Raw genomic sequence first — 26261 nt, 5'->3', positions numbered from 1 at the left:
CTATTTCTGTGCAGCCGCGGCAGGCTTGGCTATTGCTTTATCATTACCCGCTTCCGGCTCCACGATCTTTACCGGCTGACCGGGAACCACTTTGAGTACCCCGTCAACCACAATCCGGTCGTCAGCCTGGAGTCCGGTCACGATCACGATGTCTTTCTCGCCTTCATAGTCGCCGACCACCACCGGGCGCACTTCTGCCGTGCCGTCCGGCTTGATGACGTATACGGTGTGGCCATTCGAGCCCTTCTGCACCGAGAGTTGCGGCACAACGATTGCATTCGGCCGCAGCGCACCCTTCACGTATGCCGTAACAAACATGCCGGGGCGGAGCTCCCTTTTTGGGTTCGACAGCACCGCACGCACCATGAACGAGCCGGTGTCCTGGCTGAAAGATGGATCGGCAAAGTTGATCTTGCCTTTCTCTGCATACGGCGTCCCATCAGGAAGAACGAGAGCCACCTCATAATCCTGACTCTTAGGTTGGACGATCAGCCCTTTTTGGTTTTCCACGCGCGAGCGTGCCATCTGATTCTGCGAAACACTGAATGTAACCCAGATCGGATCGATGGCGGCAACGTACGTGAGTTTCGCGGTCTCCGCCATCGCATTCACGAATGCGCCCTCGCGCTGGAGCGAACGGCTCGCCAGGCCCGTCACCGGCGAACGGATAGTCGTGTAGCCGAGGTTCAATTCGGCCTCCTTCACTTTCGCGCTTACGGCGAACACGGCCGCTTTCGCTGCGTCGAATTCGCCTTGCGCCCGATCCAGATCAGCCTGCGAGAGCGCGTTCTGCTCGGCCAGCGGTTTCACACGCTTAAGATTGGCGTCCGCTGTCTTAAACCTCGCCTGCTGCGCCTGCATCGCACCGCGAGCAGCCTCCAACTGTGCCTTGAACGGCTTCGAGTCGAGTTGGAATAGGAGTTGCCCCTCCTTCACCAGTTCGCCTTCCTGGTACGCGATGCGGTCGAGGAAACCCGAAACACGCGCGACAATATCGACTTGGCGCGAGCTTTCGGTCTGCGCGACGAAGCTGAATATGTAAGGAATATCGCGTGGAATCACAGTCATCACGGTCACCTCGGGTACAGGGCGTTGCTGCGGTGCAGCCGTTTCCTTAGAACAACCAACAAGAACGGCGCAAACGAGAATGGCGGCAAGGATTCGTGTGATCATCAAAAAACTCCTTGAAGGCGCCGTGTGGCGCACGAGGGATTCAATATGGTATATAGTCAATATGGATAACCTCTTTTATCACACTCTAAAGATTCAATAAATCTCCGGAATCCAGCGTCGATCGGCTATGGTCGCCTCATCGTCATAGGCATGCTTCATAATGCGTTTGGGCAACTTGATCTTTTTCTTTGGCATATGCTCGTAGGGAATCTGCTTCAGGAGATGCGCAATCAGGTTCAAGCGTGCGCGTTTCTTGTCGTCGGAAGTGACAATGTGCCAGGGAGCAAAATCCGTGTCGGTAGCCGCCAGCATCTGGTCGCGCGCACGCGAGTAATCATACCAGCGCTCGCGTGAGGGCAGATCCATCGGTGACAGCTTCCATTGCCGCACCGGATCGTCGATACGTGCACGGAAACGCCGCTCCTGTTCCTCATCGCCAACTTCCAGCCAGTACTTGAGCAGGAGAATGCCGTTTTCCACAATCTGCTTTTCGATGAACGGACACAGCTCCAGAAAACGATGGCACTGTGCTTCGGTGCAGAACCCCATTACACGCTCAACGCCTGCGCGGTTGTACCAGCTACGATCGAAAATAACGATCTCACCCGCTGCGGGAAAATGCGCCATATAGCGCTGAATGTAGATCTGCGTCTTCTCGCGATCCGAGGGCGCCGGCAAGGCGACAACCCTGAACACACGCGGACTCACGCGCTCAGTGATTGCCTTGATAGTACCACCCTTGCCTGCTGCGTCCCGCCCCTCGAACACTAGGATGATGCGCTGCCCGGTAGCTATTACCCAGTCTTGCACAGCACACAGTTCCGCCTGTAGCTCGAGTAGTGCCTTGTCATAGTCCTTGCGTTTGAGCTTGGGCTTGGTTTCGCTGATTGTATCCGCGTCTTTATCTAGAGATTTAATGGCGCGTGCCTTTTTCATGTTTCATGACTCCTTTCAGTAATCGGTTCACTTTCCGCTACTTTATCACGTTCCTGCCGCTCCAGAATGGCCGCAACGGCGGAGTGAACGGAGTAAAACATATTGTCTGCCCCGATCTTTTTACCCAGATTCATTGATTGTCCGTACTTGCGCATATACTGCTTCGGCCGCGCAATGACTAGGCGCACGCCACGATTCTGCAGCTCGTCGATCAGCTCGCTGATGGCCTGCGCGCCGGTGCTGTCAAGCTGGCTGATGGATTCGACGTTGAGCACGAGCCAGCGCGGCTTAGGCTCAGCAGCATCATCCACCAGAGACAGTATCCGTGTCTTGAAGTAATCGGCATTGAAGAACAGCAATGGCGCATCGAAACGATAGATGATCACACCCGGGACTGGCCGGGCGGCTTCCGATATGCTGAGATCGTTGTAACCTTTCAGGCCTGGGACAATACCCAGCAGCGTATCCTTGGGTTTATAAATCTTGAGAAGTACATTCGATAGCGCTAGCGCGATGGCAAACACTACACCTGGCAGAACGCCAATGACCAGTACACCAATCGTCGTCAACACAGATAACTTGTACTCGAAGCGATCAATCGATCGCAGGCGGCGTATACCGTCGATATCCAGAAGACCCCATGCTGAGAAGATCAGCACGGCAGCCAATGCAGGGATGGGCAGGTAGCCCAACGGTTGCGTAAGAAACAACAAGATCCCGGCCGTGGCCAGCGCGGAAATCACTGATACCAGTTGAGTCTTGCCACCGCTCGCATCGTTGACCGCAGTGCGCGAATCGGCTCCGGTGACAGCGAAGCCGCCGGACAGGCCTGATGTTATGTTGGCGAAACCGATAGCGCGCATTTCCTGATCGGCGTTGATACTATAGCCATTGCGCATGGCAAAGCTGCGCGCCGTGAGCACGCCACCGGTAAAGATGATGATGACGAGTCCGATCGAGCTCATGAAAATGCTCTGTGCACCTTCATAACCGAGGCCGGGTAGCGCGAATGACGGCAATCCGGACGGAACCTCACCTACCAGTTTAACCGCATGTGCATCCAATCCCATCAGGAACACGGCTAAACCGGGGATCAGCAGTGCAATCAGCGCCGCTGGCAACCGTGGCGCATAGCGAACGGTCAGGATCAGCAGCATCAACGTGACCAACCCCACGCCCAGACTATAGCCATTCATCTCGGCGAAACGTCCGGCCAATTCCAGCATAGATGGTCCAAAATCCCGGTTTACCATTGTAATACCTAACAACTTACCCAGTTGTCCAATGATGATGCTGAGCGCAATACCGTTGAGGAAACCGATCAGGATCGGGCGTGAGAAAAAATTTACGATAAAACCCATGCGGGCCATTCCACCAATAAACATCAACAAGCCCGAGGCGATCGCCATAGAAGCAGAAAGTTTCAGGTAATAATCCAGATCGCCGCCTGCCATCGGCAATAGCACCGCAGCGATCATCGCGCAGGTTGCCGCATCCGGCCCGAGCACCAGTTGCCGTGATGAACCAAACAAGGCATAAACCAGTACCGGCAGTATGCAGGCATAGAGTCCGACCTCGGGTGGAAGGCCTACCAGGCTAGCGTAAGCAATCGCCGTCGGCACCTGCACGGCAGTAACCGAGAGTCCGGCGATCACATCGTGCGTCAACCACTCTTTGCGGTACTGACGCAGATCACGCAACAAAGGTATCCAGTCAGTTACCATATCCTTTCTCCTTTTTAAACACCAGCGCCAGAGTATGGCGCGCGATCATCCATTCTTCATCAGCCGGGATGACCCAGGCTGCGACGGGACTATCTTCCATTGAAATACGCGGGCCACCGCATGCATTAGCTTCAGCATCGACTGATACACCCAACCAGGCGCACCCTTGCAGGATGCGCGCACGAATCACCGGCGAGTGTTCGCCAATTCCGGCTGTGAACACCAAGCCATCGATACCTCCCAGCACCGCGGCGAGCGCGCCAATCTGCTTGGTTGCATAATACACGAAATACTCGATCGCCAATTGCGCACGCGGCTCACGACTTTCCAGAAGTACACGCATATCGTTGCTGATGCCGGACAAACCCAGCAGGCCGGATTCTTTGTACAGAAGCTTTTCCAAGTCAGCGCCCGATAGGCCGCATTGATTAATGAGATGCAGCAACACGCCCGGATCGAGCGCACCTGGCCGCGTCCCCATCGGCAAGCCATCGAGCGGCGAGAAACCCATGGTCGAATCTAAACTCTTGCCTGCTTGCATCGCACACAGGCTCGCTCCACTGCCAAGATGTGCTACAATCACACGGCCTTTGGCCAGATTCGGCGCTACCTTCGGCAGCGTGGCCGCGATATATTCATAAGATAATCCGTGGAAACCGTAGCGCCGCACTCCGGACTCGTAGTATTCCCAGGGCAGTGCATAGAGGTCGGCGATCTGCGGGTGAGTGCGGTGAAATGCCGTATCGAAACACGCAATCTGTGGCACCTGCGGCTGCGCCTCACGCACTGCGCGGATCGCCGCCAAATTGTGCGGCTGATGCAGGGGTGCAAGTGGGACCAATTGTTCCAGCGCCGCGAACACAGCCTCATCGACCAACACAGGATGTGAATAATTAGTGCCGCCGTGGACTACACGATGCCCCACGGCAAGTAACGGCGTATCCTGAAAATGCTCGCTCAGCCAGGCGCCGGCAAACCCGATTGCCTGTTGCACGTTATTGATCTCGATAATCGCGAAATCGCGTTCGGCCACCACTGAACCCGTGACATCCTTCACGCATAAATGCGGCTGGGTACCAATACCATCGATTTGCCCGCGCATAGCCAATTGCAAGAAGTCCGTATCATCTAGGTGAAACACTGAAAATTTTAGACTGGATGAACCCGCGTTGACGACCAGAACGATGCGACTGCTCATGTGCGTGCTTCGAGGACAACCACACTTCGCGGACCGGCCAGATAGGCTCCGCCAATCACCGGCATTTGACAATCGCCAACGAGGATATCCGCAGGCGCAGGTTGGGTGGTGTCAAGCGCCAGATGCCAGCGGCGCTCGCGCATGACCGGCAAAGCCACATCCAAGGACTGGTCCGACATATTCAGAATCACATGCAGATCCTCTTCGTCATCGTGCTGACCAGCTATAGTGAAGGCAAGCATACGCGCCTCCGGATCGTTCCATAGCGGTTCGTTAAGACGTACCCCATGCCAGGCGATATCGGTGATATCACGGCCGGGCACCATTGCGCCAGTAAAGAAACGGTTGGAGGTAAGATTGGCATGACGGCGGCGAAACGCAATCAATTCCCGTGTATAGCGCAACATGTCGGCATTACGCTCGGTGAGCCGCCAGTCGAACCAGCTAAGGCCATTATCCTGACACCAGGCATTGTTATTGCCGCACTGTGTGCGCAGCACCTCATCGCCGGCCTGCAGCATGGGCACGCCGCGTGACAGCATGAGGATGGCCAGCAGGTTCTTCGCTTGCCGTAAACGTAATGTGTTCACTGCGGCATCTTCGGTCTCACCCTCGACACCACAATTCCAACTGAGGTTGTCGTTGCTGCCGTCGCGATTGTTTTCTCCGTTAGCCTCGTTATGCTTCGTGTTATAGCTCACCAGATCACAGAGGGTGAATCCGTCGTGACAGGCGATGAAATTGATGCTATTAGCCGGCTTACGCTCATCGTCAATGTACAGATCAGCGCTGCCAGCGATGCGTGTCGCCACTTCACTAATGAGTCCGGGATCACCGCGCACAAAACGACGCATCACATCCCTGTAGCGGCCGTTCCATTCCGACCAGGCCATACCGGGAAAAGCACCGACGTGATACAACCCGGCCGCATCCCAGGCCTCAGCAATCACGGGCACGCGAGAGAGTGTGCGCGAGAATTCGATAGCCCAGGGTAAGTGCGGATTTGCCAGCGGTATGCCATTGTCGCCGCGCACGAAGACGCTGGCAAGATCGAAGCGAAAACCGTCTACACCCAGCATCTCCACCCAATATTCCAGACTATGCAGGATGAACGCCGTCACCAGCGGATGATTGCAGTTCACAGTGTTGCCACAACCAGTAAAATCGAGGTAGTGGCGCCGATCGATGGCGTCAAGGTGATAGAAAATATCGTTGGCTAGCCCACGGAAATGGATCACCGGCCCAGCTTCGCCGCCCTCCGCCGTATGGTTATAAACCACATCCAGCAACACGCGGATACCGGCCGCGTGCAGGGCATCAACCAAGTCGCGAAACTCGCGAGTGGATTGCACCGGATCGACGCTATACCCAGGATGCGGCGCCCAAAAACTGTGTGTACTATATCCCCAATAGTTGTGTAACCCACGATCTGTGACACTGGACGGTGCATCTTGCGTGTCGAAGGCCATCACCGGCAGCAGTTCAACATGCGTCACGCCGAGCGCCTGTAGATAAGGAATCTTCTCCTTAAGTGCGGCGAAACTACCAGGATGCGCTACCGCTGCCGAAGGATGGCGGGTAAAACCACCCACATGTAGCTCATAGATCACTGCACCTTCCAGGTCAGTCTTTTTCCAGAGCGATGACATGTCGGATGTTGCCGGTGCATGCGGCTCGACGACAATAGCGCGCAAGCGGTTCAACCCGCTATCTTCGGTAGTGCAGGCACGCCGGCGATCCCACAACGTATCGCTCACCGCGCGCGCCCAGGGATCAAGCAGTTCTTTGCCGGCATAGAAACGCCGTCCGGTGGCGGTGGTGTCGCTGGGACCATCCATGCGCCAGGTGTAACGCGTCCCAATCGGCAAACCCTCGACGAACACATGCCAGAAGAAGAAGCTGCGATTAAGCTCGGGATCCAGGTGAATAATTTGAAACGGCTCGGGACTGTCCGCGGCAGCATACAACATCAGTTCGACCCGGATCGCATGCTGACTGAAGATGCAGAAGTTCACACCGTCCGCGCCAGCGGTGGCACCCGGTGGAAACCGGGTTCCCGGCAAGATCGTAAAGGGTGACGGAGTCTTGCTACGCATCACCGATACCATACCTGCGCTACTCTTTCCTCGCGATCTCGCTTTATCTTGTGACGACATGGCAATTCATTCTATAACTTTACCGGCACTGGTTGTACATTCCAGATCTCGTCGCAATACTCGCCAATAGCGCGATCGGAGGAAAACTTGCCACTACGCGCAGTGTTCAGAATCGACATTCGCGTCCAATTTTCCTTATCCTGCCATGCAGCACTCACTTCCTCTTGGCAAGCGATATAGGCAGCGTAATCGGCCAGTACCAGAAACGGATCCGACTGGGTCAGATTATCGACAACGGAACGAAACACTTCGGCATCACCGTTGGAAAAATGTCCGCTACTGATAAGCTCCAACACTGCACGCAACTCGCCGTTTCCGGCAACATAATCACCCGGGAAATATCCTTTACGCTTGATGCCTTCTACCTCTTCGGCGGTAAGGCCAAACAGAAAAAAGTTCTCCGCCCCCACCTCCTCGCGCATCTCCACGTTGGCGCCATCGAGCGTGCCAATGGTAAGCGCGCCATTGAGCATGAACTTCATGTTACCGGTCCCTGAAGCCTCTTTGCCAGCAGTGGAAATCTGTTCCGACAGATCGGCGGCCGGATAGATAAGATGGGCACTCTGAACATTAAAGTTGGGAACAAAGGCTACCTTCATACGCGTATTCACATCCGGATCAGCGTTAACCGTCTCGGCGACCGCACTGATGAGTTTAATGATACGCTTAGCCATGAAATAACCGGGCGCAGCCTTACCACCAAAGATGAAGGCACGCGGCGGCACCACCAATTGCGGATTCTCCTTGAGGCGGCGGTAAAGTGTGACGATGTGCAACACGTTCAAATGCTGGCGCTTATATTCGTGAATACGCTTGACCTGAATATCAAACAGCCAGCCAGGGTCAAGCTCGATACCAGTGCGCGCACGGACGTAGTCGGCCAGGCGCTTCTTATTGACCTCTTTGACCGCTCGCCACTTGCGCCGGAATGTTGCATTACCGGCTTTAGCTTCGAGTTGGCGCAACTGTCCCAGATCCGCCAGCCATTCCTCACCGAGCGTACTATTGAGCAGGCTGCGTAATCCCGGATTGGCAAGCGCCAGAAAGCGGCGCGGCGTGACACCATTGGTTTTGTTACTGAAACGCTCAGGCCACAACTCATAAAAATCTTTCAGTACACTGGCTTTGAGCAAATCGGAGTGCAAAGCGGCAACACCGTTGACGGCATGACTGCCGACCGTGGCAAGATGTGCCATGCGCACGCATTTTTCGCCTTCCTCACCGATCAGCGACATGCGCGTTACCCGCGCCTCGTCGCCTGGGAATCTGACGCGCACCTCAGCAAGGAAACGGCGGTTGATTTCGCAGATGATCTCCAGATGCCGCGGCAGCAATGCCTGGAACATCGACAAAGCCCATGTTTCCAAGGCCTCTGGCAGCAACGTGTGATTAGTGTAACCGAAAGTCTGCACGGTGATAGCCCAGGCCGTATCCCAATCCAGTTGCCGCTCGTCCACAAGAAGGCGCATCAGCTCCGCCACACCAATAGATGGGTGGGTATCGTTCAACTGTACGGCAAAGCGGTCGGCAAACCGCTCCACCGGCTCGCCGGCGAAATCGAGGATATGCAGCATGTTTTGCAGCGAACAGGAAACGAAAAAATATTGCTGCGCCAGACGCAACCGCTTGCCGATCGCTAGCTCATCATTAGGATAAAGTACCTTGGTCACCGTTTCGGAAATCATTTTTTCCTCTACGGCCTGGTAATAATCACCCGTATTAAAAGCCTGGAAATCGAAAGACTCAACTGCTTCGGCACTCCACAGCCGCAAGGTATTACAGGTGTTGACGCCATAACCCTGAATGGGCGTGTCGTAGGCAGTGCCCTTCACCACCCGGTGCGGCACCCAGCGTACGCGATCGTTGCCCGTTTCATCCCGGTAAAATTCGGTATGCCCCTCCCAGTTGACATAGTAAGCCACTTCGGGTTTCTCTATCTCCCAGGGATTGCCGTAGCGCAGCCACTTGTCCGTTTTCTCCGTCTGCCAGCCGTCATGGATCTCCTGATCAAAAATGCCGAACTCATAGCGGATGCCATAGCCGATGGCAGGGCGCTGCAGCGTCGCCAGCGAATCGAGATAACAGGCGGCTAGTCTTCCCAAGCCGCCATTGCCAAGTCCCGGTTCTTCCTCGCAGGCCATGATGAAATCGAGGTCTTGGCCAAGCTCAGCTAACGCTGTGCGGGCCTCTTGTTCGATATCAAGATTCACCAGATTATTACCCAGGTGAGGTCCCATGAGAAATTCCGCCGAGAGATAGCAGGCGATCTTGCAGTTCAGGTCGAAATAGTTCTGGTGGGTGTTCATCCAGCGCTGCTGCATACGATCACGTACCGCCAGCGCCAATGCACGGTAATAGTCATGCGAAGTCGCCGCCGCCTCCAGGCGTCCAACGGAATAACGCAGATGATCCGTCACTGCCTGTTTGAGTGCGGCAGCCTGCATGCCGGTGCGGACATTCAAGTCTGTATGATTTTTGGTAATTGACGCGGCGGCTTTTACTCGTTTTGATGGTGCTTTGCTATTCATGATTCATGATTCCTTTCGAATTAGTTCTGCGCTCTGCCTAGGAGACTGTCCGAGAATAGAGCAATCTACTGCGGAAAAGCTTTTTTGGTCAGATTTTCCGATTATTTTCGTTAAATAGAACAACTATTCGCCTCAAATAATCGAAAAATCTGTCTCAAAAGAACTTCCCCTCGCTACGATCGCTATTCTCGGACAGTCTCCTAGTTTCTGCCACTCTTAGCTCGCAGTGCCAGTTAACACGCGGTCCACTCGGTGACATCAAGATTTGATTTCAGTAGTTTTACTCTCAGCATTCTCGGCTAACCAGCGCGCATGGTGTTCTCGAACGATAGCAATCGCCTCATCAGCCGTATCCACGCAACACGGAATCTTCATGTCTTCGGCGTTGGCCAATTCGAATCCCGGACGCAACATCATCTGACTCGCCCAATCGACAAGCCCCCTCCACATCGGACCAGTGAAAACGAGCGGTGTGTCATGCAGTTGGCGCACCTGCAGCAGCTGCCAGATCATGGTGGACTCAAGCACCGTGCCGATACCACCCGGCACTACAATAAAAGCGTCGGACAACAACACGAAGTGATGCAAACGGGTAAAGAATGTCTGATGTTCGAAAGCCTCTTCGACAAACGGATTGACCTTTTGCTCGAAAGGCAACTCAACGCGAATGCCGATATTCTGCACCCGTTCCGGTGCCTTGGCAGCCTCTGCCCCTTCGTTGGCGGCCTGCATCAAACCCGGCCCTCCACCCGTCACGATGTCGCAACCCATGGACGCCAGCGCCTCAGCCATACGCTTAACCTCCTGATACACCCAGTGCCCTGGTTGGGTGCGTGCCGAGCCGAAAATCGTGACACGATAGCGCTCGCGCTTAGACGGGCGCAGGCGAGTAAGATTGTTCGCCGCCGTCCATAGGCCGAACAATGTCTCCATGAGAATACGCTTGACCGCTTCCTCGTCAGCCAGACTCACAGTTGCCTGACCCGGAGTGCGTGATGATGGTTGCTTGCTCATAGTACTTTAGCTCAATACGGCCACACCCAATTAGTAAATTCATCGCGATCGGTGCCATGCTCATGCGCATAGGCAAGATTCTGAATAATCTCGTTCTTCATCTGTTCCTTCAGATGCGCAGCTCTGCCTGCAAGGCCGGGTACGCGGTCAATGACATCAATAACTAAAGTGAAACGATCAGTCTGATTCAAGATCGCAAGCTCAAGCGGCGTGTTGATGTTGCCGCGCTCTTTGTAACCACGCACGTGAAGGTTTTCGTGGTTCTTAAAGCGATAGGCGAGCTTGTGAATCAGCCAGGGATAACCGTGGAAATTAAAAATCACCGGTTTGTTGGTGGTAAACAAACTGTCAAACTCACGGTCGGTAGAGCCGTGCGGGTGTTCCGCTACGGGTTGCATTTTGTAGAGATCCACCACGTTGATAAAGCGCACCTTCAGATCAGGCAAATGATCGCGCAACAAAGCGGTCGCCGCAAGCGCCTCCTGGGTTGCCACATCGCCGCAGGATGCCATCACCACGTCCGGTTCCACGCCTTCATCATTACTGGCGCGACACCAGATACCGATACCCTTGGCACAATGCACGATCGCCTCATCGATGGTGGAGAACTGCAGATGCTTCTGTTTGTCGGCGACAATGACATTGATGCAGTCGGTCGAGCGCAGGCACTGATCTGCCACCACCAGCAGGGTATTGGCGTCAGGCGGCAGATAAATACGGGTGACACTCGGGCTTTTGTTGGTAACCAGATCGATGAAGCCGGGATCCTGGTGCGAAAAACCGTTGTGATCCTGACGCCAAACCGTGGAGGACAGCAGAATATTCTGCGACGCCACCGGAGCACGCCATGGCACATGATTCTTGGAAATATCCAGCCACTTGGCATGCTGATTGAACATGGAATCAACCACATGGGCAAAGGCTTCGTAGGTATGGAAAAAACCGTGCCGGCCAGTGAGAAGATAGCCTTCCAGCCAGCCGATCAAGGTGTGTTCAGAGAGCATTTCCATCACCCGTCCATCGCGGGATAATTCACCGCCATCAGCGTCCTCGGGCAACAGATCCGCCATCCAAACCTTCTTGCTCACCTCGTAGATCGACTGCAGGCGATTGGAGGCCGTTTCATCGGGCCCAAAAACACGGAAATTGGTCATGTTGTTGCGCATCACGTCGCGCAGGAACTCACCCAGCGGCTTCGTATTCTCGCACAACACCTTGCCTCTCTCGGTTTCTTTTACCGCCACCGCATAGTTACGGAAGTCCGGCAATTTGAGCTCTTTGCGCAGCAGGCCACCATTGGTGTGCAGGTTGGCGCTCATGCGTCGTTGCCCTTGGGGGGCGAGCGCACGTAACTCCGGGATGAAGCGGCCGTTCGCGTCGAACAATTCCTCGGGCTTGTAGCTCTTCATCCAGTCTTCCAATAGCTTGAGGTGCGCGGGATTTGTCCGGACGTCTGAAAAGGGTACCTGATGGGAGCGCCATGAACCCTCTGCCTTGTGGCCATTTATCTCCTTCGGACCGGTCCAACCCTTGGGCGAACGCAGCACGATCATCGGCCAGCGGGGACGTTCGGCCTCGCCGCTGCTGCGGGCCTGTTCCTGAATAGCGCGAATCTCGGCGACAGCTGCATCGAGCGTGGCCGCCATCTGCTGATGCATCTCGGCGGGGTCCGAACCTTCGACGAAATACGGTGTGTAGCCGTAGCCGACAAACAAAGCTTCCAGTTCCTCATGACTGATGCGCGCAAGAATGGTCGGATTGGCGATCTTATAACCGTTGAGATTCAGAATCGGCAACACTGCACCGTCGCGAATCGGATTGATGAACTTATTTGAATGCCAGGCGGTGGCAAGTGGCCCGGTCTCGGCTTCGCCATCACCCACCACGCAGGCAACGATCAGCTCGGGATTATCCAGACAGGCGCCGTAGGCATGCGACAGACTGTAGCCCAGCTCGCCGCCCTCATGAATGGACCCGGGTGTTTCCGGTGTGACATGTGATCCGATTTGACCAGGAAAGGAAAATTGCTTGAAGAATTTGCGCATCCCCTCCGCGTCTTCACTCTTATCGGGATAGACCTCGGAATAGGTGCCTTCCAGATACGTAGGCCCGAGGACGCCCGGCGCACCGTGTCCAGGGCCAGCCATGAAGATCACATCCAGATTATCGCGTTTGATCAGGCGGTTGAGGTGTGCCCAGCTAAATGATAGCGCCGGACTCGCTCCCCAATGTCCAAGGAGCCGATGCTTGACATGCTCGATCTTGAGCGGCTCCTTGAGCAGCGGATTGTCACGCAGGTAGATCATGCCCACCGAGAGGTAATTGCAGGCGTGCCACCAAGCGTCCATCGCGCGCAACTCTTCGGCACTCAGCGGATTGCTGGCAGGTACAGTTTTTTGTTCGGTGTCGGCCATTTTTAAAACTCCTTCTATCATGTAACGGGACATATATATATTATCAAGTCACGCTGATTTACGATATAAGCATAATCCTTATTTCAATAATTCAATCTTATGGTTAAAATGAGTAGTACTTTTACTATTAAGGAGCAAGGACATGAATCGTAAAACTAGTTTTCAAGTTGTCGTATCAGGCATGGCCATAGCAACTGCAGTGTTGATAGCACCGTTGACGAGCTACGCAACCGAACAGGGCGAGCAACGGCGCGAAGCGCGAGAAATAAAGCAGGATGCCCGTCAGGAGGCAAGAGGGGCCAAAGATGAATGCCGTGCGGGAGATGAAAAGTCACGGGCGGAATGCCGGCAAGACAAGCGAGGCAGCAAACAAGATGCCCGCGGGAAAGCACGAGACACCAAGTATTAGCAGTGGAAAATACCTGATCGGATCGAGTAAAACCGTACTAAGTAATGGAATGGACGCCAACTACACCTCGGGCGAAGCTGCGAATTCACGGCGTATCGTCAAAATACTGACAAGAGTATCTTAACGAATTTTGCTACCGTTTTAACCGGTGAGCATGGGAAGCTGAACTACCATCCAGACTTCTTAATGCCTGTCTGACCCAGACTCAGGTTAAACCGAAAATGGTATGAAGGCATATTGTCATTGAATCTACTCGGGCGGTACTGATCCTTTCTCGTTAAGAAGCGCCTGTTCAGTAATCTCCTTATAGAGATGTACCGCCTGTGCATACACCCCTTGGTATTCCGGAAGTCGATTTACGTGGGGCTTCACCTCTTTGGCTCGCTCGGACAGTGTATGGAGAAAATCAATATCCCTCTCAGACAATAGCTCGCCGCGGTCAACTCTTTTCTTGATTTCAAGGGCTCTTGGCAGCGTCTGCGACGTGAGTCTCTCCAGAAGCGCCATCGCAACCCCAAGGTCGTTTAAATTCTCGGTCATATTTTCCTCCCAATAATAAATAAAAAAACATTCTGACGGCCCTCACGAAACAATCGTAGGGATCACGTCATGCAAATCTTTGCCCCGGCCGGTACCGCAAATGACACGCATCGCACTTACAGGTAACGCTGTGCCTCTCGCCAGAGATCCGATGGCTCCGGTATATCTGGTGGTGCAATATACCCCAAAAGTATAATCCTTCGTATCTCCGCTCCGGAAAAAATCTCGGTCAACACAATCTCCCTTGATGCTGCCGCTGATGAATCTTGAATCTTGATTCCCATGGAATCAAGGCGCAGACTAATCTCACGAGATGCAAGCCAGTCTGCAGGATGGCTCAAGGTATCAGCAACACACGCAAGACTCGCTTCAAGACTGATATTATCAGTATGGAATTGTCCCAGTTCCACATTGATTGCTTCGATCTCCGTTTCGAGAGCTGCAAGATCAGGACACTGCTGTTCGAGATCGGCCAGCATCGCATTAAGTCCCCAATTCCCAGCTTTCATGGTATCAAGCTTTCGTTTCAGGAGATGCCGCTGGCGCTCCAGCTCCATTTGTTTGCTCCGCTCACCCGCAATGCTTTCCAGAGCCTTTTCTATCAAGAAATCAAAGGCACGTTTCTTTAGTTCACGACGGGTATCCAGCTCATTGCTGGTGGGTCCAACGTAGCGGTGATTGGAAAAACTCACCGTAACTTGCATAACATCCCGGCGCAGGGTGTCTCCAACGAGCTCTACCCCGAACACTTTGCGCTCCTCCATAGCCATATTCAGAAGACCGAAAATCTTCTCAGGAGTAGGTGTCAGGTCCATCAGGTAGTTGCGCACAGTCTTGAAGCTTCCGAGAACTTCGCGCAGATGGCTGGTCGAAACGAAGAACGCGCGTAATCGTGCATCCTCGCTAAATGCCCGCGGGCTAATTTCTATCGGCGGCGGCAAGGTATCGACGAGAGCAATCACATGAGTAACGGCCAGTTCAACGGGCTGACGAAGGCGTTTTCGATACTGCCCGATGGCACGGATACGCCGATCCGTGCCATCCACTACGCGCTCGATGGCTGCCTCGATCAAGGTTTCATCCAAGCCTTTTGCCCGCTCCGCCGTTGTTGTAAAAAGTGAACTCAGAAAACGTAACATACGCTACCTACTATGAGGATAGGGTTTGTTGATAAGAAAAAATAAACACGGTTTTTTAGGGGAGCTCTGAATAACTGTTAATTCGAGCGTAGCGAGAAATCTATCGTATTGATTACCAAAGATTCCTCACTTTGTTCGGAATGACACATGAAGGTTATTCAGAGCTTCCTTAGTAAACTACCCCGTGGCAATAGCACGGCGAATCGAAAGTTTAACTTTGATAGGAAATGATACTATATAAATTGAGAAAAGTTCTTCGCGTGTATTCATGCGTAAAATACTGTTCGGGTAAATTTTCCCGCAACAGAATCAACAGGCAAAAAAAAACCAGTACCCAATGAGCACTGGCAAAGGAATGTATTCAACCATCCGGCTATGCAATTTTTCTATCTGCACTGGTTGATGCGGTTAAATCAAACATAAAAAGGAGAGTCGATTTATATTGTAGTAGATCCATTTAATCTATATTGGTTCCCCTAATAACGATATATTCCTGACTCACACACCAGACATGCTCGATAATTCATTTCTGGTTTTATCTGTTGCGGCTCCCGGCAAATTTACCGAAAGCAATATTGTCTCTTTTAAGATCAAGAAATCTAAATTAAAATATATAAAAGTTATTGTTTCTTAATAAATACCTTCTACATTGGAAAATTGATGAGAAATTTGTTTTTGGCATTGATAGTTATGCTCCTTTGCAGTACGGTATTGGCTGATGAAAAAAAGAAAGAAGGCAAGAATAGCGAAGAAGGTCCATTTATCATTTTGCATTGTATCCCTAATAGCTGCGAACAAAAATCCTCAGCTAGCCCCAACACTCAGAATTGCAGTTTCTCAACCGAAAATCAAGTATATCGTTTTTATAGAAGAAATACGAATAAGCAGTTTCCCCCAGAAATTAATGAAAATCCCGATGGAACAGTCGAGATAGAAGTAGAAAGCTCAACTTTCACCAATGATTCTTTGTTTTCCAGCTATTCCAAAAAAGAAATTACTGGGCATAAAGATGGTCATAAAAAATCGACAGTTGTATTTAAAACCGAGGTCAATAGATTGACTGGCGCGTTTGAATACATTGAGCATAGCTCGGTTAATCATTCTAGTAAAAATACTGGTTGGTCAACCCATACAATTAAGGGTTCCTGCATTTCAACAAATTCCGTTAAAGACAACAGAAGAAAGTTTTAAAGATACACCAAGTAAATCTAAGCCAATTGATTTAATCTAATTCAAATCCGGCAACATTACCGGATCGCAAAATAAAGAAACCGTCATAAAGATAACTCTGCTTGGCGATTAATCCTCTGCGCTGTATATGTAGATGATATATTTAAACAAATTTTATCCATGAAAAACAGCATATCTCAAGCAAGGGGGCGAGAGATATCCGGGGATCTGCGAGAACAGTATGGCGATACTCGTGATCTTGGACAGTAGTGAAAAGACCAGGCAATCGGGGGGGTCACTAACCCGGATATTGCATGAATTCGCACGATGATCACGCATGATATTGGTTTCACAAGGGATTTTTCGAAGAAGCGGTGTAGTTATTCATACACCTGACTGAGACAAATCCCTTGTGGAATCAAGAGACAAGTGAGGGCGTGTGCAATTCATGCAATATCCGGGCTAATAACCGATCTTATTCCAGAGGCTATTGAGATCGTCGGAGCTAGCCCGGCCATAAGTAGCCAGAGCGAGCTCCGCTCGATTAGTGAAGATACCGTCAGCACCGCCAACCCGCACCAGCCACATTTCCCAACGATCGTCGATCGTCCAGGCATGCACAAACAATCCGGCCCGATGCGCTTCGCGCGTATACCAGGGCCAGGTCATGATATGCCGGGTGGGCGTATCCTTGAGCGACCAATGCGAACCATACGCCCAATGATATCCCCACGTCCCGATTCCTTCACCGACTTCTGTCGCCTGTTGCAAGACACCTTCCCAGCCAACCCTGCTCGTCATGACTTCATCGACAAGCAGCAGTCGCGGGATATCGGGAGCCAGCTCCTTCAATCGGGCGAGACTGTCCAGTTCAAATGACTGAAAGATCAGCCGGATCGGGACCTGGGATTTTCTACCATTGATCCACCCGTGAGCGGCAAGGGTTTCAACGAGTTGCCGCTCGATCCCCGGGAAGCGCTGCGCCGCCTTGGTTTCGATATAGATCCCAGGACGATTCGAGCCGGACTCAACGATTTGGATGATATCCTCGAGCCGCAGAATGCCGAGGCCCTTAAAGGAATCGCGGGCCCGGTCCGGATTCTGGCGGTTGAACCAGGATCCTGCATCGAGCTGCTGCAATTCAGCGAACGTAAAGTTGTCGATCGTGTCTTTCTCACGACCCGGAAAGACCTCAGCAACGTTAGTAGTCCGGGAGAGATCATCATCGTGCAAGGCAATGAGCACACCGTCTTTGGTGCGCTGAATGTCAAACTCAAGGTAGTCAGCGCCGAGTTCGCGGGCCATCAGAAATGCCGGCCGCGTTTCTTCCGGAGCGAGATAGGAAGCGCCACGATGGGCAATGACGGCAAGGCGAGGAATCCCTAACGCCTGGACCAGTGACTTTCCGCGGGAAGACTCGTTGATGAGTCCGGAGACGATCAGCACGCCTATAATCACTACAATACCAGCGGCAACCGGAAAATTAAATAGTACACGACTGTGCGATTTCCATCGGAGATTTTTCATGGACACTACTTTATTTAAATATCGTCAAATTCAATCTGAGATAATTCATTTTACGTTGTTTCTTAAAAGGAATTTTTATATACTGGAAAGTTATATATGCTGAAAGTGGTAAATTCTTGGCGCTGATTAACACTCTTCGAAGAGCATCTCGATCACAGGGAACTACTGAAATTTAATGGCTATCCCTTTTACACTGGTGCAAGTGAAGCTGTAAACATTATAGATAGGAATGAATCCGTAGAGGCTGCTGGATACGGTGACATTGATCAAGGCATCGCCATCTTTTTGAGCAAGTGCGTTGTCCACGGCTGTTGAAAAAGCAGAATCTCCAAACGGAATGATGGCCAGAATAAAGTGCCGACAGGCGTTCCCTTCGACAGGACCGAGTTCCTGAAAATTTTTCCCTGACTTGAGAAGGTTCGCAGCATCGGCGTTTGGTTTTGTGACAATACCCAAACTTCCCACTGAGGTGCATGCGGTGAACAGTATCACAACAAACCCTAGACCAATCCCCTGAACAGTTCTCATGTTTCTTCCTTGCATTTAGGTAAGATAACGTTTCGTTATGCTAAAGTTGATTAATATTGAAGAAGTAAAAATCAGAAAATCTCACGCTATTCTGATCAAGTATTCCGGCTAACCCTTTTTCGTCTCTGAGAAAGTTTCCACAGCACCCGGCCGACGCAGCATTTTATCCACATCACCCTGGTGCATCTCTTCTGCAGCGATCATCCGGCGCGCATACTCTTCAAGCATCACGAACTTATCATCGACAAGGGACAACAATTCTTTGTAAACCGCCAGCGCCGCACGCTCATGTTCCAGAGACTCTCGCAGTATGTCGCCAATGTCATGCTGATGTGTTTCCAGCAAAGGACCAATTGCCAAGGATGGATGCTCACCCAGGTAAGTGATCATTTCGCCTGCCTCTCGAGCATGAACTAAGGATTCATCAGCCTGTTCCTGCAACCACGAAACAATTGGAATACGATTGTAACCATAGATCATGAAAGCATAGTGGGTGTAACGCACCACACCAGCCAACTCAAGTTCAAGGATCTTACTGAGGCAGTTCAGCACAGCTGATTTGTCAAATTTCTCGTTCATTAGATTTCTCCTTTACTTAGCCCGGATATTGCATGAATTGCACACGCCCTCACTTGTCTCTTGATTCCACAATGGATTTGTCTCAGTCAGGTGTATGAATAACTACACCGCTTCTTAGAAAAATCCCTTGTGAAACCAATATGATGCGTGATCATCATGCGAATTCATACAATATCCGGGTTAGTTCTGGTGGCTCGAAAGTTACTTTAAATACTCCGTAAATATACACCAAGAACTTGAGCAATTGACTCAGACTGATTAACGTGTCGAAGCTGAAAGCGGTTGTTCCAGGATTATTTGGATTTTGAGCTGCCAAGGCATGGCGGAGAATTATTGGGTGATCCGTGCTTTTCAAACCATTCTTCGATAGTCATTGTGTGTAGAACGAGAGCATGAATAGAATGAGCAAGCTCATCCGCCAGGATGTTGTTGACCATTCGATGACGAGCTAAAAGCATTTTTCCATTAAATTCATCACAAACGATAGTCACCTTGAAATGGGATTCTGACCCCTCCGCTACATTGTGCATGTAGCTCTCATTGGTTACTTCCAAAAACTGTGGTCGCAGTGATTGGAGTTTGGTCTCGATTGAATTTTTCATATTCATAATAATACGATCACTCTAATGACGCCCATGTTGCCTCATCGCTTCTTTTGAAGAAGCCTACCATATCCGATTCCGACTCCCGACTCAACTGTCTTAATGCGATCTCAATCTGAGATGTGCTATCAATTATGGAGACAACACTATTCAGGAAATGTGGCAAATTGCCGCACCTTGGTATGAAATATAGTTATAGGATTACGGACATTAATAATTTCTTATGAATCAGAGTCCTAAGAATTTTTCTATGTACTTCTTTACATATATGAATTAACACGTGCGACATTATGCCGCATTGTGTCGCAGCAATTAAAATGAGAATATTCATCTGTGATTTAAGAGCTCACATTTCCCTCCCAAAACGCCCTCGATCTTTCTGATCTGGGGCGTTTTATTTTCCCTCAATCCAAACCCGTACATACACGCCAACTTTTTGCCCATCCCTTTCGGGAAATCTTTTATTCTATGGCAGTTCAATTGGCTAAATCTTCACGCTTACTAGCCCGGATATTGCATGAATTCGCACGATGATCACGCATGATATTGGTTTCACAAGGGATTTTTCGAAGAAACGGTGTAGTTATTCATACACCTGACTGAGACAAATTCCTTGTGGAATCAAGACAAGTGAGGGCGCGTGCAATTCATGCAATATCCGGGCTAGCTACTCAGACAAGGAGGCCAGTACTGCTTATCCTGCGTAATCCCATATCAGTTAACAACATTACCGATCCTGATATTCGTTACTTAGTTTCGCAGCACTTACCGAGCCTCGTTCAGTTGAATCCGATTTCACTCCATGCTTTGAAGTGTATCCCCGAATTGAAAGACTGAAACTAATGAAGTTCGCAATCTGTCAAATAAAATAAATGGTTTTATGAATATCCTCCTTATATTAGTGGATGGGATATGATTACCAGTCTGTGACAAGAAAGCTGCTTTATAACTAGTTGGTATTTAGAGTCAACTTTGTCTTTCACTACTAATGCACAATTGGCCTCTTATGAAAAATATTAGATTGATATTTCTGATCTTCGCCCTGCTTGCAATAATCGTAAGCCATTCCGTTTTAGCGCGGAACGGTCATAGTGGAGGAAGCGGTCATTCGGTGGGAGGAGCTCATTCTGGAGGAGGTAGCCATCCTGGGGGCGGGCATCCTGCAGGTAGTTATGGTCATGAGGGTAGCCATAGTAGTCATGGGCATAGTCATCTAAATATTGGTTTAGGTTATTATGGTCCCGGATTTTATGGATATGGTGGATACGGTGGCTTTGGCGGTTATGGATATGGCGACCCCCTTATTACTCCACCTTATTATGCTTATCCACGAACTGTGATAGTGCCTTCAACTCCCCTGTGTATATATACAGCAACAGGTTCAACCAGTCCAGCCAAGAACCAATTACTGGTACTATTGCCAGAATCCGGATGGCTACTATCCTTACGTCAAGAATTGCCCAGGCGGCTGGTTACAGGTCGCTCCGCAACCGCTTGCACAATAACGCAGAGAGATAAAACATGTTCATAACAACAAGGTTGATTACATTACTGATTGCTTTCCTACTAACTGCCTGCGCAAACCTGCCAACGGGCCCAAAGCGTTATGACGTTACCCGGCACTGGTAAAAGTTTGACCAGTTTCGTCAGGATGATAATGAATGCAGAGATTATGCTTATCAACAAATTGGCGGCCAGACTCCGCAACAATCATCCCGGACTAGCGGTATAGGAAGTACAGCCATTGAGCTGGGTTAGGCGCTGTTTCCGGCGTTGCTATAGCTGGTGCTGAAGGAGCTGCCATAGGTTCAGGTATAGGCCTTTTAGTGGCGCGCTAATGGGATTAAGCACTGGCACATCTTCAGGTTATGAAAGTCAACAGCGCTATGACATCGGCTACATTCAATGTATGTATGCAAAAGGCCATCGTGTACCTGTCTCAGGTAATATCAGCAGAGACCAACCTGTAAATAGCAATGTTAGCCCAAGAATTTCAACACCACCAGCGGATTTTACTCCACCACCGCCTCCACCCGGCAATCCGCCACCACCTCCTCTTCATTAATCTTCTCAGTGGCTTGTGCGGATTACTTGTAATTCCAATCAATCAAGAATAACATCCCACACAAAGCTCAGCCTGTTAACCTTAACCTTAATTTATAATGGATGGAGTCCTTGAAGATGAAGAAAATATTTGACGAATATGTTGCGCCTTATTTTGTTTATTCTAGCTGCAACTCTTATCCTGCCCGCATTCGCTGACGAAAACGATGCAACTAGCAATATGGAAATATTGCGTCAGAAGATCACTGCAGACAAGAAATTGTTAGTTGCGGATAACATGAATCTGACTGACGCTGAAGCGAAGGAGTTCTGGCCTGTCTACGATGCTACCAGCAGGATCTGCATCAAATCAACGAACGCATGGCCAAACTAATTAATGACTATTCTTTAGCCTACAGTAAGGGCGCGGTGTTAAATCAAACGGCAAAGGAATTACTTGATGAAGCTATTGCAATTGAGGTGGCCGAGGTTAATTTAAAGCAGTCTTATGGCCGAGGCTCACCAAAATCCTTCCTGAGGTGGGTAAGGTACGCTTACATTCAGATTGAGAATAAAATTGAGCCCTTATACGCTACGAGCTGCTGAATTCATTCCTTTGGTGGAATGAGACAGATATCCAGCATAAATAGGTTTTAGTCAGATAAACAGATTTTAAATATATATAAAGGAAGGAAGATGATTTTAAATCGATAACGTCAGCAGTATTGTTTACAGCTTTCGTCAGTCTCTTCTCAGCGATAGCAAGCAGGTCATTTATCCCGCAAAGGGTCAGTCAGCGTCGCAGCAACAAAGGGATGAGGCCGGAATGTAGCGCACGGGCTAAGGGGCAAACGGGCTAAGTGATCCGGCGCAGCTTCCCAATATGTAGTAGCACCGCCGCAAATAAACGTTGGTGGCGAGCGGATAAGAGGTGCCGCCTGGCGGCTGGCGGAGCGGCATTAGTACTGCTGGCGATGCCGGCAAGGGTGCCGCAATTGGTGCATTGAGGAACACTGCTCGGTGGCGCAAGACAACGGGAAAGTGAGCCAGCAATGATCAGGCAGCAGCACAACAACAACAGGCTACAGCGCAGCAGTAAACAGTGTTTCTAGCGCGCCTATGCAACCCGCTTTGAAGGTCGAGGTTATACTGTCAGGTAAATTACTAGTTACACCAAAAGTTTGGAACTTGATTTTACTAAATGAGAGGAATGTCTATGAGTGTAATTTACTTTGCTTAGAAGGCTAAAGTTCTATGTAATCAGAGAAGTTTTTGTTCTTTAACGGCAGGAATAAGGGATCGAAGGATAAAATCTAATCTAATCGAGGAAATGAACGCGACCCGTTGTCAACCTCCATAAACGCCCCCGCCAGAGTCGCACGTTTTTCTCGGAGTGCTTGTTTTCCTCCCGGAGAACTAGACAGCCGGAGCATGGACCATCGAACGTTCGCCCTACGGCAGCAAGTTTCAGCAACGCACCCTTTTACCCTGCTTAAAATCAAGTTTGCTTAGACCAGGCTTAATTAATTTGATCAGCGCCTCGATGTGCTCTGGCCCTTGACTCCTTATGAGTCATTTCAATTGCGGCAGTAACGGTACTTCGCAGCCTTCATGGCCCAACACAACTACCTTCAACGGGGTATGCAAATGGCCACGGCATATTGCAAAGTGCCAATCACGTCTTCCGCGATAATGTTGCCGGCCAATCGAATCGTGAACAGATCGCCAAACTTACATCAAAGATAAGTCCGGGCGGCACGCGCGAATCACCGGCAACCCAGCATAGTCGCGAAAGGTTTTTGACCTCGACAAGAAGATTCCGCCGGGAAGCCTCCGCGTGGCGCATGACGCGGCTTTTCACCCAGGAAACGCTGATTTCCGTTCTTCAATCGCGCCATTGCTTCGATTCAGCGTCACTGGATAAAGTCTGGTGTCGTTGACACTTGATTTGGTGAATGCTCTTTCTCGGCAGCCGCTCAAGGCCAACCCGCTACTTCAGGCCATAAGAACACTGGACAACCATTGCCGTCAGGGTAATCTTCGGACTCTTTATATTTTTCTGCTTCAGAAGGATTTAAATTTTAGAACGCAATCGTTCCAAGTTCTTGATCATTTGTTTTTTCAAATGCTCGCGACTAATACTGGTGCTTCAAAACTACCGGCTCAAGCCAGCTATCTGATTCAGCGGAGTCCGTCGCGACATAAACACGATGGAGCCACCGTGGCAGGGAAAGCAACCGACTACCAGATGACTGGAACTGTAGGAGTGCCCATCGTGGAATTGCTTTGCGATAATTGGTCAGCGGTATCGGAAGTCTGTAAAACGCGATGGCTAAGAACAGCCGTAGTCCGGTTTTCCACTGTCCGGTTGAGCCAAAAAAATTGTTCTTCGGCACCAGATGGCAATTTTTCTGGATAATCCGGCTAAGCCTTATGCGTAGATCTGGAAAACTTTGCAAATATTTGCTGCTGGCGGTTGCGGTACGTAATTCCGCAGGCTTTGCGTCTGTTCCATCGCGTGCGTAGGGTCAATTCCCAAGCCACCCTTAGATAAGTTTCGTTGCCAGCGTGGCAACAGAATTTTGCCGGTGCAGTCGCAGTGACACGTCTGCAGCTATCGTAGCTTTATCAGCACCGGCTAAGCTCCTTTAGCGCCGCGAAGCCTTTTATTTCCCTTGCGGACAAATTAAAACTGGTCGCCCGCCGCCGCAGCTATCAAATCCGGCCTCGTCACCTTGTTTAAGCGTAAAGAAAATCCCTTGAAAGCGGTCTATGTCGAATTTGGTTGTGGCGCTGCCATGTTCCGTGATACCGGAGTCGATCGAAGCAAGTCGCCGCTTGAAGTAAGCGATAATTTTGCCGGTGGAGTGGCAGGATACATGACCAGTCCCATTGCCCATTCTTTCTGAGTCGCTTCATTAATTTCAACAGCTACGATTTTACCCTTGTCGAGATTGGCTAATTGATCTCGGTTTTAGGCCAGCGAAGTAATAATATCTTCGGCGCTGGGAGTCGCTAGTACTCCAGCAGACCATAACGAAAAACAACAGAAAAGAAAACTTCGTAAAATTGGCGCGCGCATAATAAATTTTATAAAAATTGAATTGATTAGATTATTTTGACAAGAGATTATTCAATAAATTTATTTGATTTTAAAGTAAACTTATAGCTGTTAAGCATTCGTTTGTTGGTAACATCACATTGGGCGTGTTGAGTGGGCGGTTAATAAATTATATAATAAACGATTATGCTGATATAAAAATAGTTAATGCAAAATATTTGCTAAAGAGGAATATTAAACAAATATTTCAAAATGGCTCGCACTATACTTGCCACCTTGTTACCCGCGCAGCATATCAATCAAGATCTTGCACTCTTTCAGATCGTCAGCCGCCATTGAAATAGACCGGGATCCGAAGATTACAAGAATCCATTCACAAACATTTTGGCTAATCAGGCGTCTCCATAAAAAGAATACCCGGTTTATAGGGGCCCTATCACTGCTCGGGACACTGTGCTCCTAATTCGAAGTACGAGGGGAAGATTCAGCTTCCCCGCACACCGAGCGGGGAGTGGCCCAGCATCAGGCACGCCAAAGGAGACGGCTGGCGTCATAGGAGAAACCTGATGTCGCGCCTCCAAGAAACACCGGCCCCCTCAGCAGGCTAGGCCCCAAACCAGTGACACTGGGATAACAGGAAGAGGCAGAACGTCTCTGAATTGGGAGCCGCGGTGGATCCGATCCTACCGCCATTGTGGGGAATGCAGCCAGTCTTCCACATACCGCGACCTCCTCAGGAGAGCGACAAGGTAACGATAACGTGGCCCGTGTCGATCTGCCGTTCCGGGGAAACTATCTGTTCCGCGCGTCGATGCACCGTTCTATAACTGGAGCGATTCGCACGACCCGGCACTACCAGCGTGCAAGGCATCAGTGATCTTGCCGTCACGGCTGGGTGGCGTACACCTTATGTTACGCTGAATATGCTTCCTCGTTGGAGTACCCCGATCTGCCCACCGCTACGAGAGACTGGGTTGTTCGGTAAGTATACGACCGGCCCAATTATCTCACAGGACGGTTTCCCCTGATGGACTCACCCGAGCGCGTTAATACACAACAATCTCCGTGGCGGCGGACTCCGCCCGAAACTCCGTTAATGTTGGCCGAAAGCCCAGATACAGATCAATACGTTCTTGGGAGCGGCGTTGAGCGTCGGGATGCCGATTGAGGATCGATTGGGAACGGAGTATTAGAAGCAGCATGACCCTCCAATTTGAACTCTTCGGACGAAATGTTAGGGAAATGGGGGTATTTATACTCCCCGGGATCGGAATTTATGGTAGGATCTTCCGGCCGGCGCCTATGCCTGAATATCACTGCGGAAATCGCTATATGTTCTTGGAGTTTCAGGAGGCGTGGGAACTTCGTGGGTAGCGGTACAAAAGATCAGATCCGGAGCCTCTGATTGTACTCTCAAAAATTCTTCTTCCACCAGCGCCTGAAGTGCATCCGGCTTCACCACCTCCGCACCAGATACCGCATAGTCGCGCACGGTCTGGTCCGGCATCAGTGCCAATGCC

Annotated in this window: 20 protein-coding genes and 1 pseudogene; 6 read left to right on the top strand and 15 right to left on the bottom strand. The window is 50.6% G+C overall.

The window, feature by feature from the left end:
• From IPN95_19695 to IPN95_19660, 8 genes are all read right to left on the bottom strand, one after another.
• Window positions 1–1173: an efflux RND transporter periplasmic adaptor subunit gene (locus IPN95_19695; protein ID MBK9451590.1), complete on the bottom strand. Its 1173-nt coding sequence runs from the start codon at window positions 1171–1173 to the stop codon at window positions 1–3.
• Between the two features lie 93 nt (window positions 1174–1266).
• Window positions 1267–2109, bottom strand: coding sequence for a polyphosphate kinase 2 (gene ppk2 / locus IPN95_19690; GenBank protein MBK9451589.1), 843 nt, complete (start codon window positions 2107–2109; stop codon window positions 1267–1269).
• Window positions 2106–3833, bottom strand: a complete 1728-nt coding sequence (locus IPN95_19685) for a SulP family inorganic anion transporter (GenBank protein ID MBK9451588.1) — start codon at window positions 3831–3833, stop codon at window positions 2106–2108. Before IPN95_19685 ends, ppk2 begins: the two co-directional genes overlap by 4 nt.
• Window positions 3823–5031, bottom strand: coding sequence for an acetate/propionate family kinase (locus IPN95_19680; protein MBK9451587.1), 1209 nt, complete (start codon window positions 5029–5031; stop codon window positions 3823–3825). The genes IPN95_19685 and IPN95_19680 overlap by 11 nt, the downstream gene beginning before the upstream one ends.
• On the bottom strand, window positions 5028–7127 hold the full coding sequence (glgX, locus tag IPN95_19675) for a glycogen debranching protein GlgX (protein ID MBK9451586.1): 2100 nt from the start codon (window positions 7125–7127) through the stop codon (window positions 5028–5030). Before glgX ends, IPN95_19680 begins: the two co-directional genes overlap by 4 nt.
• Window positions 7128–7198: 71 nt before the next feature.
• Window positions 7199–9715 (bottom strand): glycogen/starch/alpha-glucan phosphorylase, encoded by a 2517-nt coding sequence (locus IPN95_19670; protein MBK9451585.1) that lies wholly within the window; start codon window positions 9713–9715, stop codon window positions 7199–7201.
• A 258-nt stretch (window positions 9716–9973) separates the two neighbouring features.
• On the bottom strand, window positions 9974–10729 hold the full coding sequence (locus IPN95_19665) for an LOG family protein (GenBank protein ID MBK9451584.1): 756 nt from the start codon (window positions 10727–10729) through the stop codon (window positions 9974–9976).
• 11 nt (window positions 10730–10740) lie between these two features.
• On the bottom strand, window positions 10741–13143 hold the full coding sequence (locus tag IPN95_19660) for a phosphoketolase family protein (GenBank protein ID MBK9451583.1): 2403 nt from the start codon (window positions 13141–13143) through the stop codon (window positions 10741–10743).
• A gap of 142 nt (window positions 13144–13285) precedes the next feature.
• Between IPN95_19660 and IPN95_19655 the strand changes: the two genes are divergently transcribed.
• Both IPN95_19655 and IPN95_19650 read left to right on the top strand, forming a co-directional pair.
• A complete protein-coding gene (locus IPN95_19655; GenBank protein ID MBK9451582.1) occupies window positions 13286–13552 on the top strand; it encodes a hypothetical protein in 267 nt (88 codons plus the stop codon).
• Between the two features lie 86 nt (window positions 13553–13638).
• Window positions 13639–13782, top strand: a pseudogene (locus IPN95_19650) (IS1595 family transposase).
• Window positions 13783–13801: 19 nt separating this feature from the next.
• Here the strand turns inward: IPN95_19650 and IPN95_19645 are convergent.
• Together IPN95_19645 and IPN95_19640 are read right to left on the bottom strand one after the other, a co-directional pair.
• Window positions 13802–14092 carry a hypothetical protein gene (locus IPN95_19645; GenBank protein ID MBK9451581.1) on the bottom strand — a complete coding sequence of 97 codons (291 nt, stop codon included), beginning with the start codon at window positions 14090–14092 and terminating at the stop codon, window positions 13802–13804.
• A 116-nt stretch (window positions 14093–14208) separates the two neighbouring features.
• On the bottom strand, window positions 14209–15165 hold the full coding sequence (locus tag IPN95_19640) for a hypothetical protein (GenBank protein MBK9451580.1): 957 nt from the start codon (window positions 15163–15165) through the stop codon (window positions 14209–14211).
• Window positions 15166–15891: 726 nt separating this feature from the next.
• On the opposite strand from IPN95_19640, the gene IPN95_19635 reads away from it, so the two are divergent.
• The gene (locus IPN95_19635; protein MBK9451579.1) at window positions 15892–16422 is read left to right on the top strand and encodes a hypothetical protein; all 531 of its coding nucleotides are present in this window, start codon (window positions 15892–15894) and stop codon (window positions 16420–16422) included.
• A 441-nt stretch (window positions 16423–16863) separates the two neighbouring features.
• On the opposite strand, the gene IPN95_19630 is transcribed toward IPN95_19635, so the two are convergent.
• The 4 genes from IPN95_19630 to IPN95_19615 form a co-directional block, all read right to left on the bottom strand.
• Window positions 16864–17928, bottom strand: a complete 1065-nt coding sequence (locus tag IPN95_19630; GenBank protein ID MBK9451578.1) for a glycerophosphodiester phosphodiesterase — start codon at window positions 17926–17928, stop codon at window positions 16864–16866.
• Between the two features lie 162 nt (window positions 17929–18090).
• The gene (locus IPN95_19625) at window positions 18091–18456 is read right to left on the bottom strand and encodes a hypothetical protein (protein ID MBK9451577.1); all 366 of its coding nucleotides are present in this window, start codon (window positions 18454–18456) and stop codon (window positions 18091–18093) included.
• A 108-nt stretch (window positions 18457–18564) separates the two neighbouring features.
• Window positions 18565–19035 carry a bacterioferritin gene (locus IPN95_19620; protein ID MBK9451576.1) on the bottom strand — a complete coding sequence of 157 codons (471 nt, stop codon included), beginning with the start codon at window positions 19033–19035 and terminating at the stop codon, window positions 18565–18567.
• 293 nt (window positions 19036–19328) lie between these two features.
• Complete coding sequence (locus tag IPN95_19615) at window positions 19329–19643, bottom strand: BolA/IbaG family iron-sulfur metabolism protein (GenBank protein MBK9451575.1); 315 nt, start codon at window positions 19641–19643, stop codon at window positions 19329–19331.
• 2197 nt (window positions 19644–21840) lie between these two features.
• On the opposite strand from IPN95_19615, the gene IPN95_19610 reads away from it, so the two are divergent.
• The 3 genes from IPN95_19610 (at window position 21841) to IPN95_19600 (ending at window position 24589) form a co-directional block, all read left to right on the top strand.
• Window positions 21841–22074, top strand: a complete 234-nt coding sequence (locus tag IPN95_19610; GenBank protein ID MBK9451574.1) for a hypothetical protein — start codon at window positions 21841–21843, stop codon at window positions 22072–22074.
• Entirely contained in the window at window positions 22062–22286 is a 225-nt protein-coding gene (locus IPN95_19605; protein ID MBK9451573.1) for a hypothetical protein, read from the top strand. The genes IPN95_19610 and IPN95_19605 overlap by 13 nt, the downstream gene beginning before the upstream one ends.
• A 2153-nt stretch (window positions 22287–24439) precedes the next feature.
• A complete protein-coding gene (locus IPN95_19600; GenBank protein MBK9451572.1) occupies window positions 24440–24589 on the top strand; it encodes a hypothetical protein in 150 nt (49 codons plus the stop codon).
• Between the two features lie 1452 nt (window positions 24590–26041).
• Here the strand turns inward: IPN95_19600 and IPN95_19595 are convergent.
• On the bottom strand, window positions 26042–26248 hold the full coding sequence (locus IPN95_19595; protein ID MBK9451571.1) for a hypothetical protein: 207 nt from the start codon (window positions 26246–26248) through the stop codon (window positions 26042–26044).
• Window positions 26249–26261 lie beyond the last annotated feature (13 nt).

The sequence above is a fragment of the Bacteroidota bacterium genome (assembly GCA_016718825.1).
In the GTDB taxonomy this organism is placed as follows: Bacteria; Bacteroidota; Bacteroidia; order J057; family JADKCL01; genus JADKCL01.
Note: the sequence above shows the minus strand (reverse complement) of the source record. Positions and strands in the feature narration are given on the sequence as shown.

Excerpts from the sequence above, each read along its gene's own strand:
- glgX (MBK9451586.1), bottom strand. The coding sequence starts at position 7,127 with ATGCGTAGCAAGACTCCGTCACCCTTTACGATCTTGCCGGGAACCCGG.
- IPN95_19625 (MBK9451577.1), bottom strand. The coding sequence starts at position 18,456 with ATGAGAACTGTTCAGGGGATTGGTCTAGGGTTTGTTGTGATACTGTTC.
- IPN95_19685 (MBK9451588.1), bottom strand. The coding sequence starts at position 3,833 with ATGGTAACTGACTGGATACCTTTGTTGCGTGATCTGCGTCAGTACCGC.
- IPN95_19660 (MBK9451583.1), bottom strand. The coding sequence starts at position 13,143 with ATGGCCGACACCGAACAAAAAACTGTACCTGCCAGCAATCCGCTGAGT.
- IPN95_19620 (MBK9451576.1), bottom strand. The coding sequence starts at position 19,035 with ATGAACGAGAAATTTGACAAATCAGCTGTGCTGAACTGCCTCAGTAAG.
- IPN95_19635 (MBK9451579.1), top strand. The coding sequence starts at position 15,892 with ATGAGAAATTTGTTTTTGGCATTGATAGTTATGCTCCTTTGCAGTACG.
- ppk2 (MBK9451589.1), bottom strand. The coding sequence starts at position 2,109 with ATGAAAAAGGCACGCGCCATTAAATCTCTAGATAAAGACGCGGATACA.
- IPN95_19665 (MBK9451584.1), bottom strand. The coding sequence starts at position 10,729 with ATGAGCAAGCAACCATCATCACGCACTCCGGGTCAGGCAACTGTGAGT.
- IPN95_19630 (MBK9451578.1), bottom strand. The coding sequence starts at position 17,928 with ATGAAAAATCTCCGATGGAAATCGCACAGTCGTGTACTATTTAATTTT.
- IPN95_19595 (MBK9451571.1), bottom strand. The coding sequence starts at position 26,248 with ATGCCGGACCAGACCGTGCGCGACTATGCGGTATCTGGTGCGGAGGTG.
- IPN95_19695 (MBK9451590.1), bottom strand. The coding sequence starts at position 1,173 with ATGATCACACGAATCCTTGCCGCCATTCTCGTTTGCGCCGTTCTTGTT.
- IPN95_19605 (MBK9451573.1), top strand. The coding sequence starts at position 22,062 with ATGGCCAAACTAATTAATGACTATTCTTTAGCCTACAGTAAGGGCGCG.
- IPN95_19655 (MBK9451582.1), top strand. The coding sequence starts at position 13,286 with ATGAATCGTAAAACTAGTTTTCAAGTTGTCGTATCAGGCATGGCCATA.
- IPN95_19610 (MBK9451574.1), top strand. The coding sequence starts at position 21,841 with ATGTTGCGCCTTATTTTGTTTATTCTAGCTGCAACTCTTATCCTGCCC.
- IPN95_19645 (MBK9451581.1), bottom strand. The coding sequence starts at position 14,092 with ATGACCGAGAATTTAAACGACCTTGGGGTTGCGATGGCGCTTCTGGAG.
- IPN95_19670 (MBK9451585.1), bottom strand. The coding sequence starts at position 9,715 with ATGAATAGCAAAGCACCATCAAAACGAGTAAAAGCCGCCGCGTCAATT.
- IPN95_19680 (MBK9451587.1), bottom strand. The coding sequence starts at position 5,031 with ATGAGCAGTCGCATCGTTCTGGTCGTCAACGCGGGTTCATCCAGTCTA.
- IPN95_19615 (MBK9451575.1), bottom strand. The coding sequence starts at position 19,643 with ATGAATATGAAAAATTCAATCGAGACCAAACTCCAATCACTGCGACCA.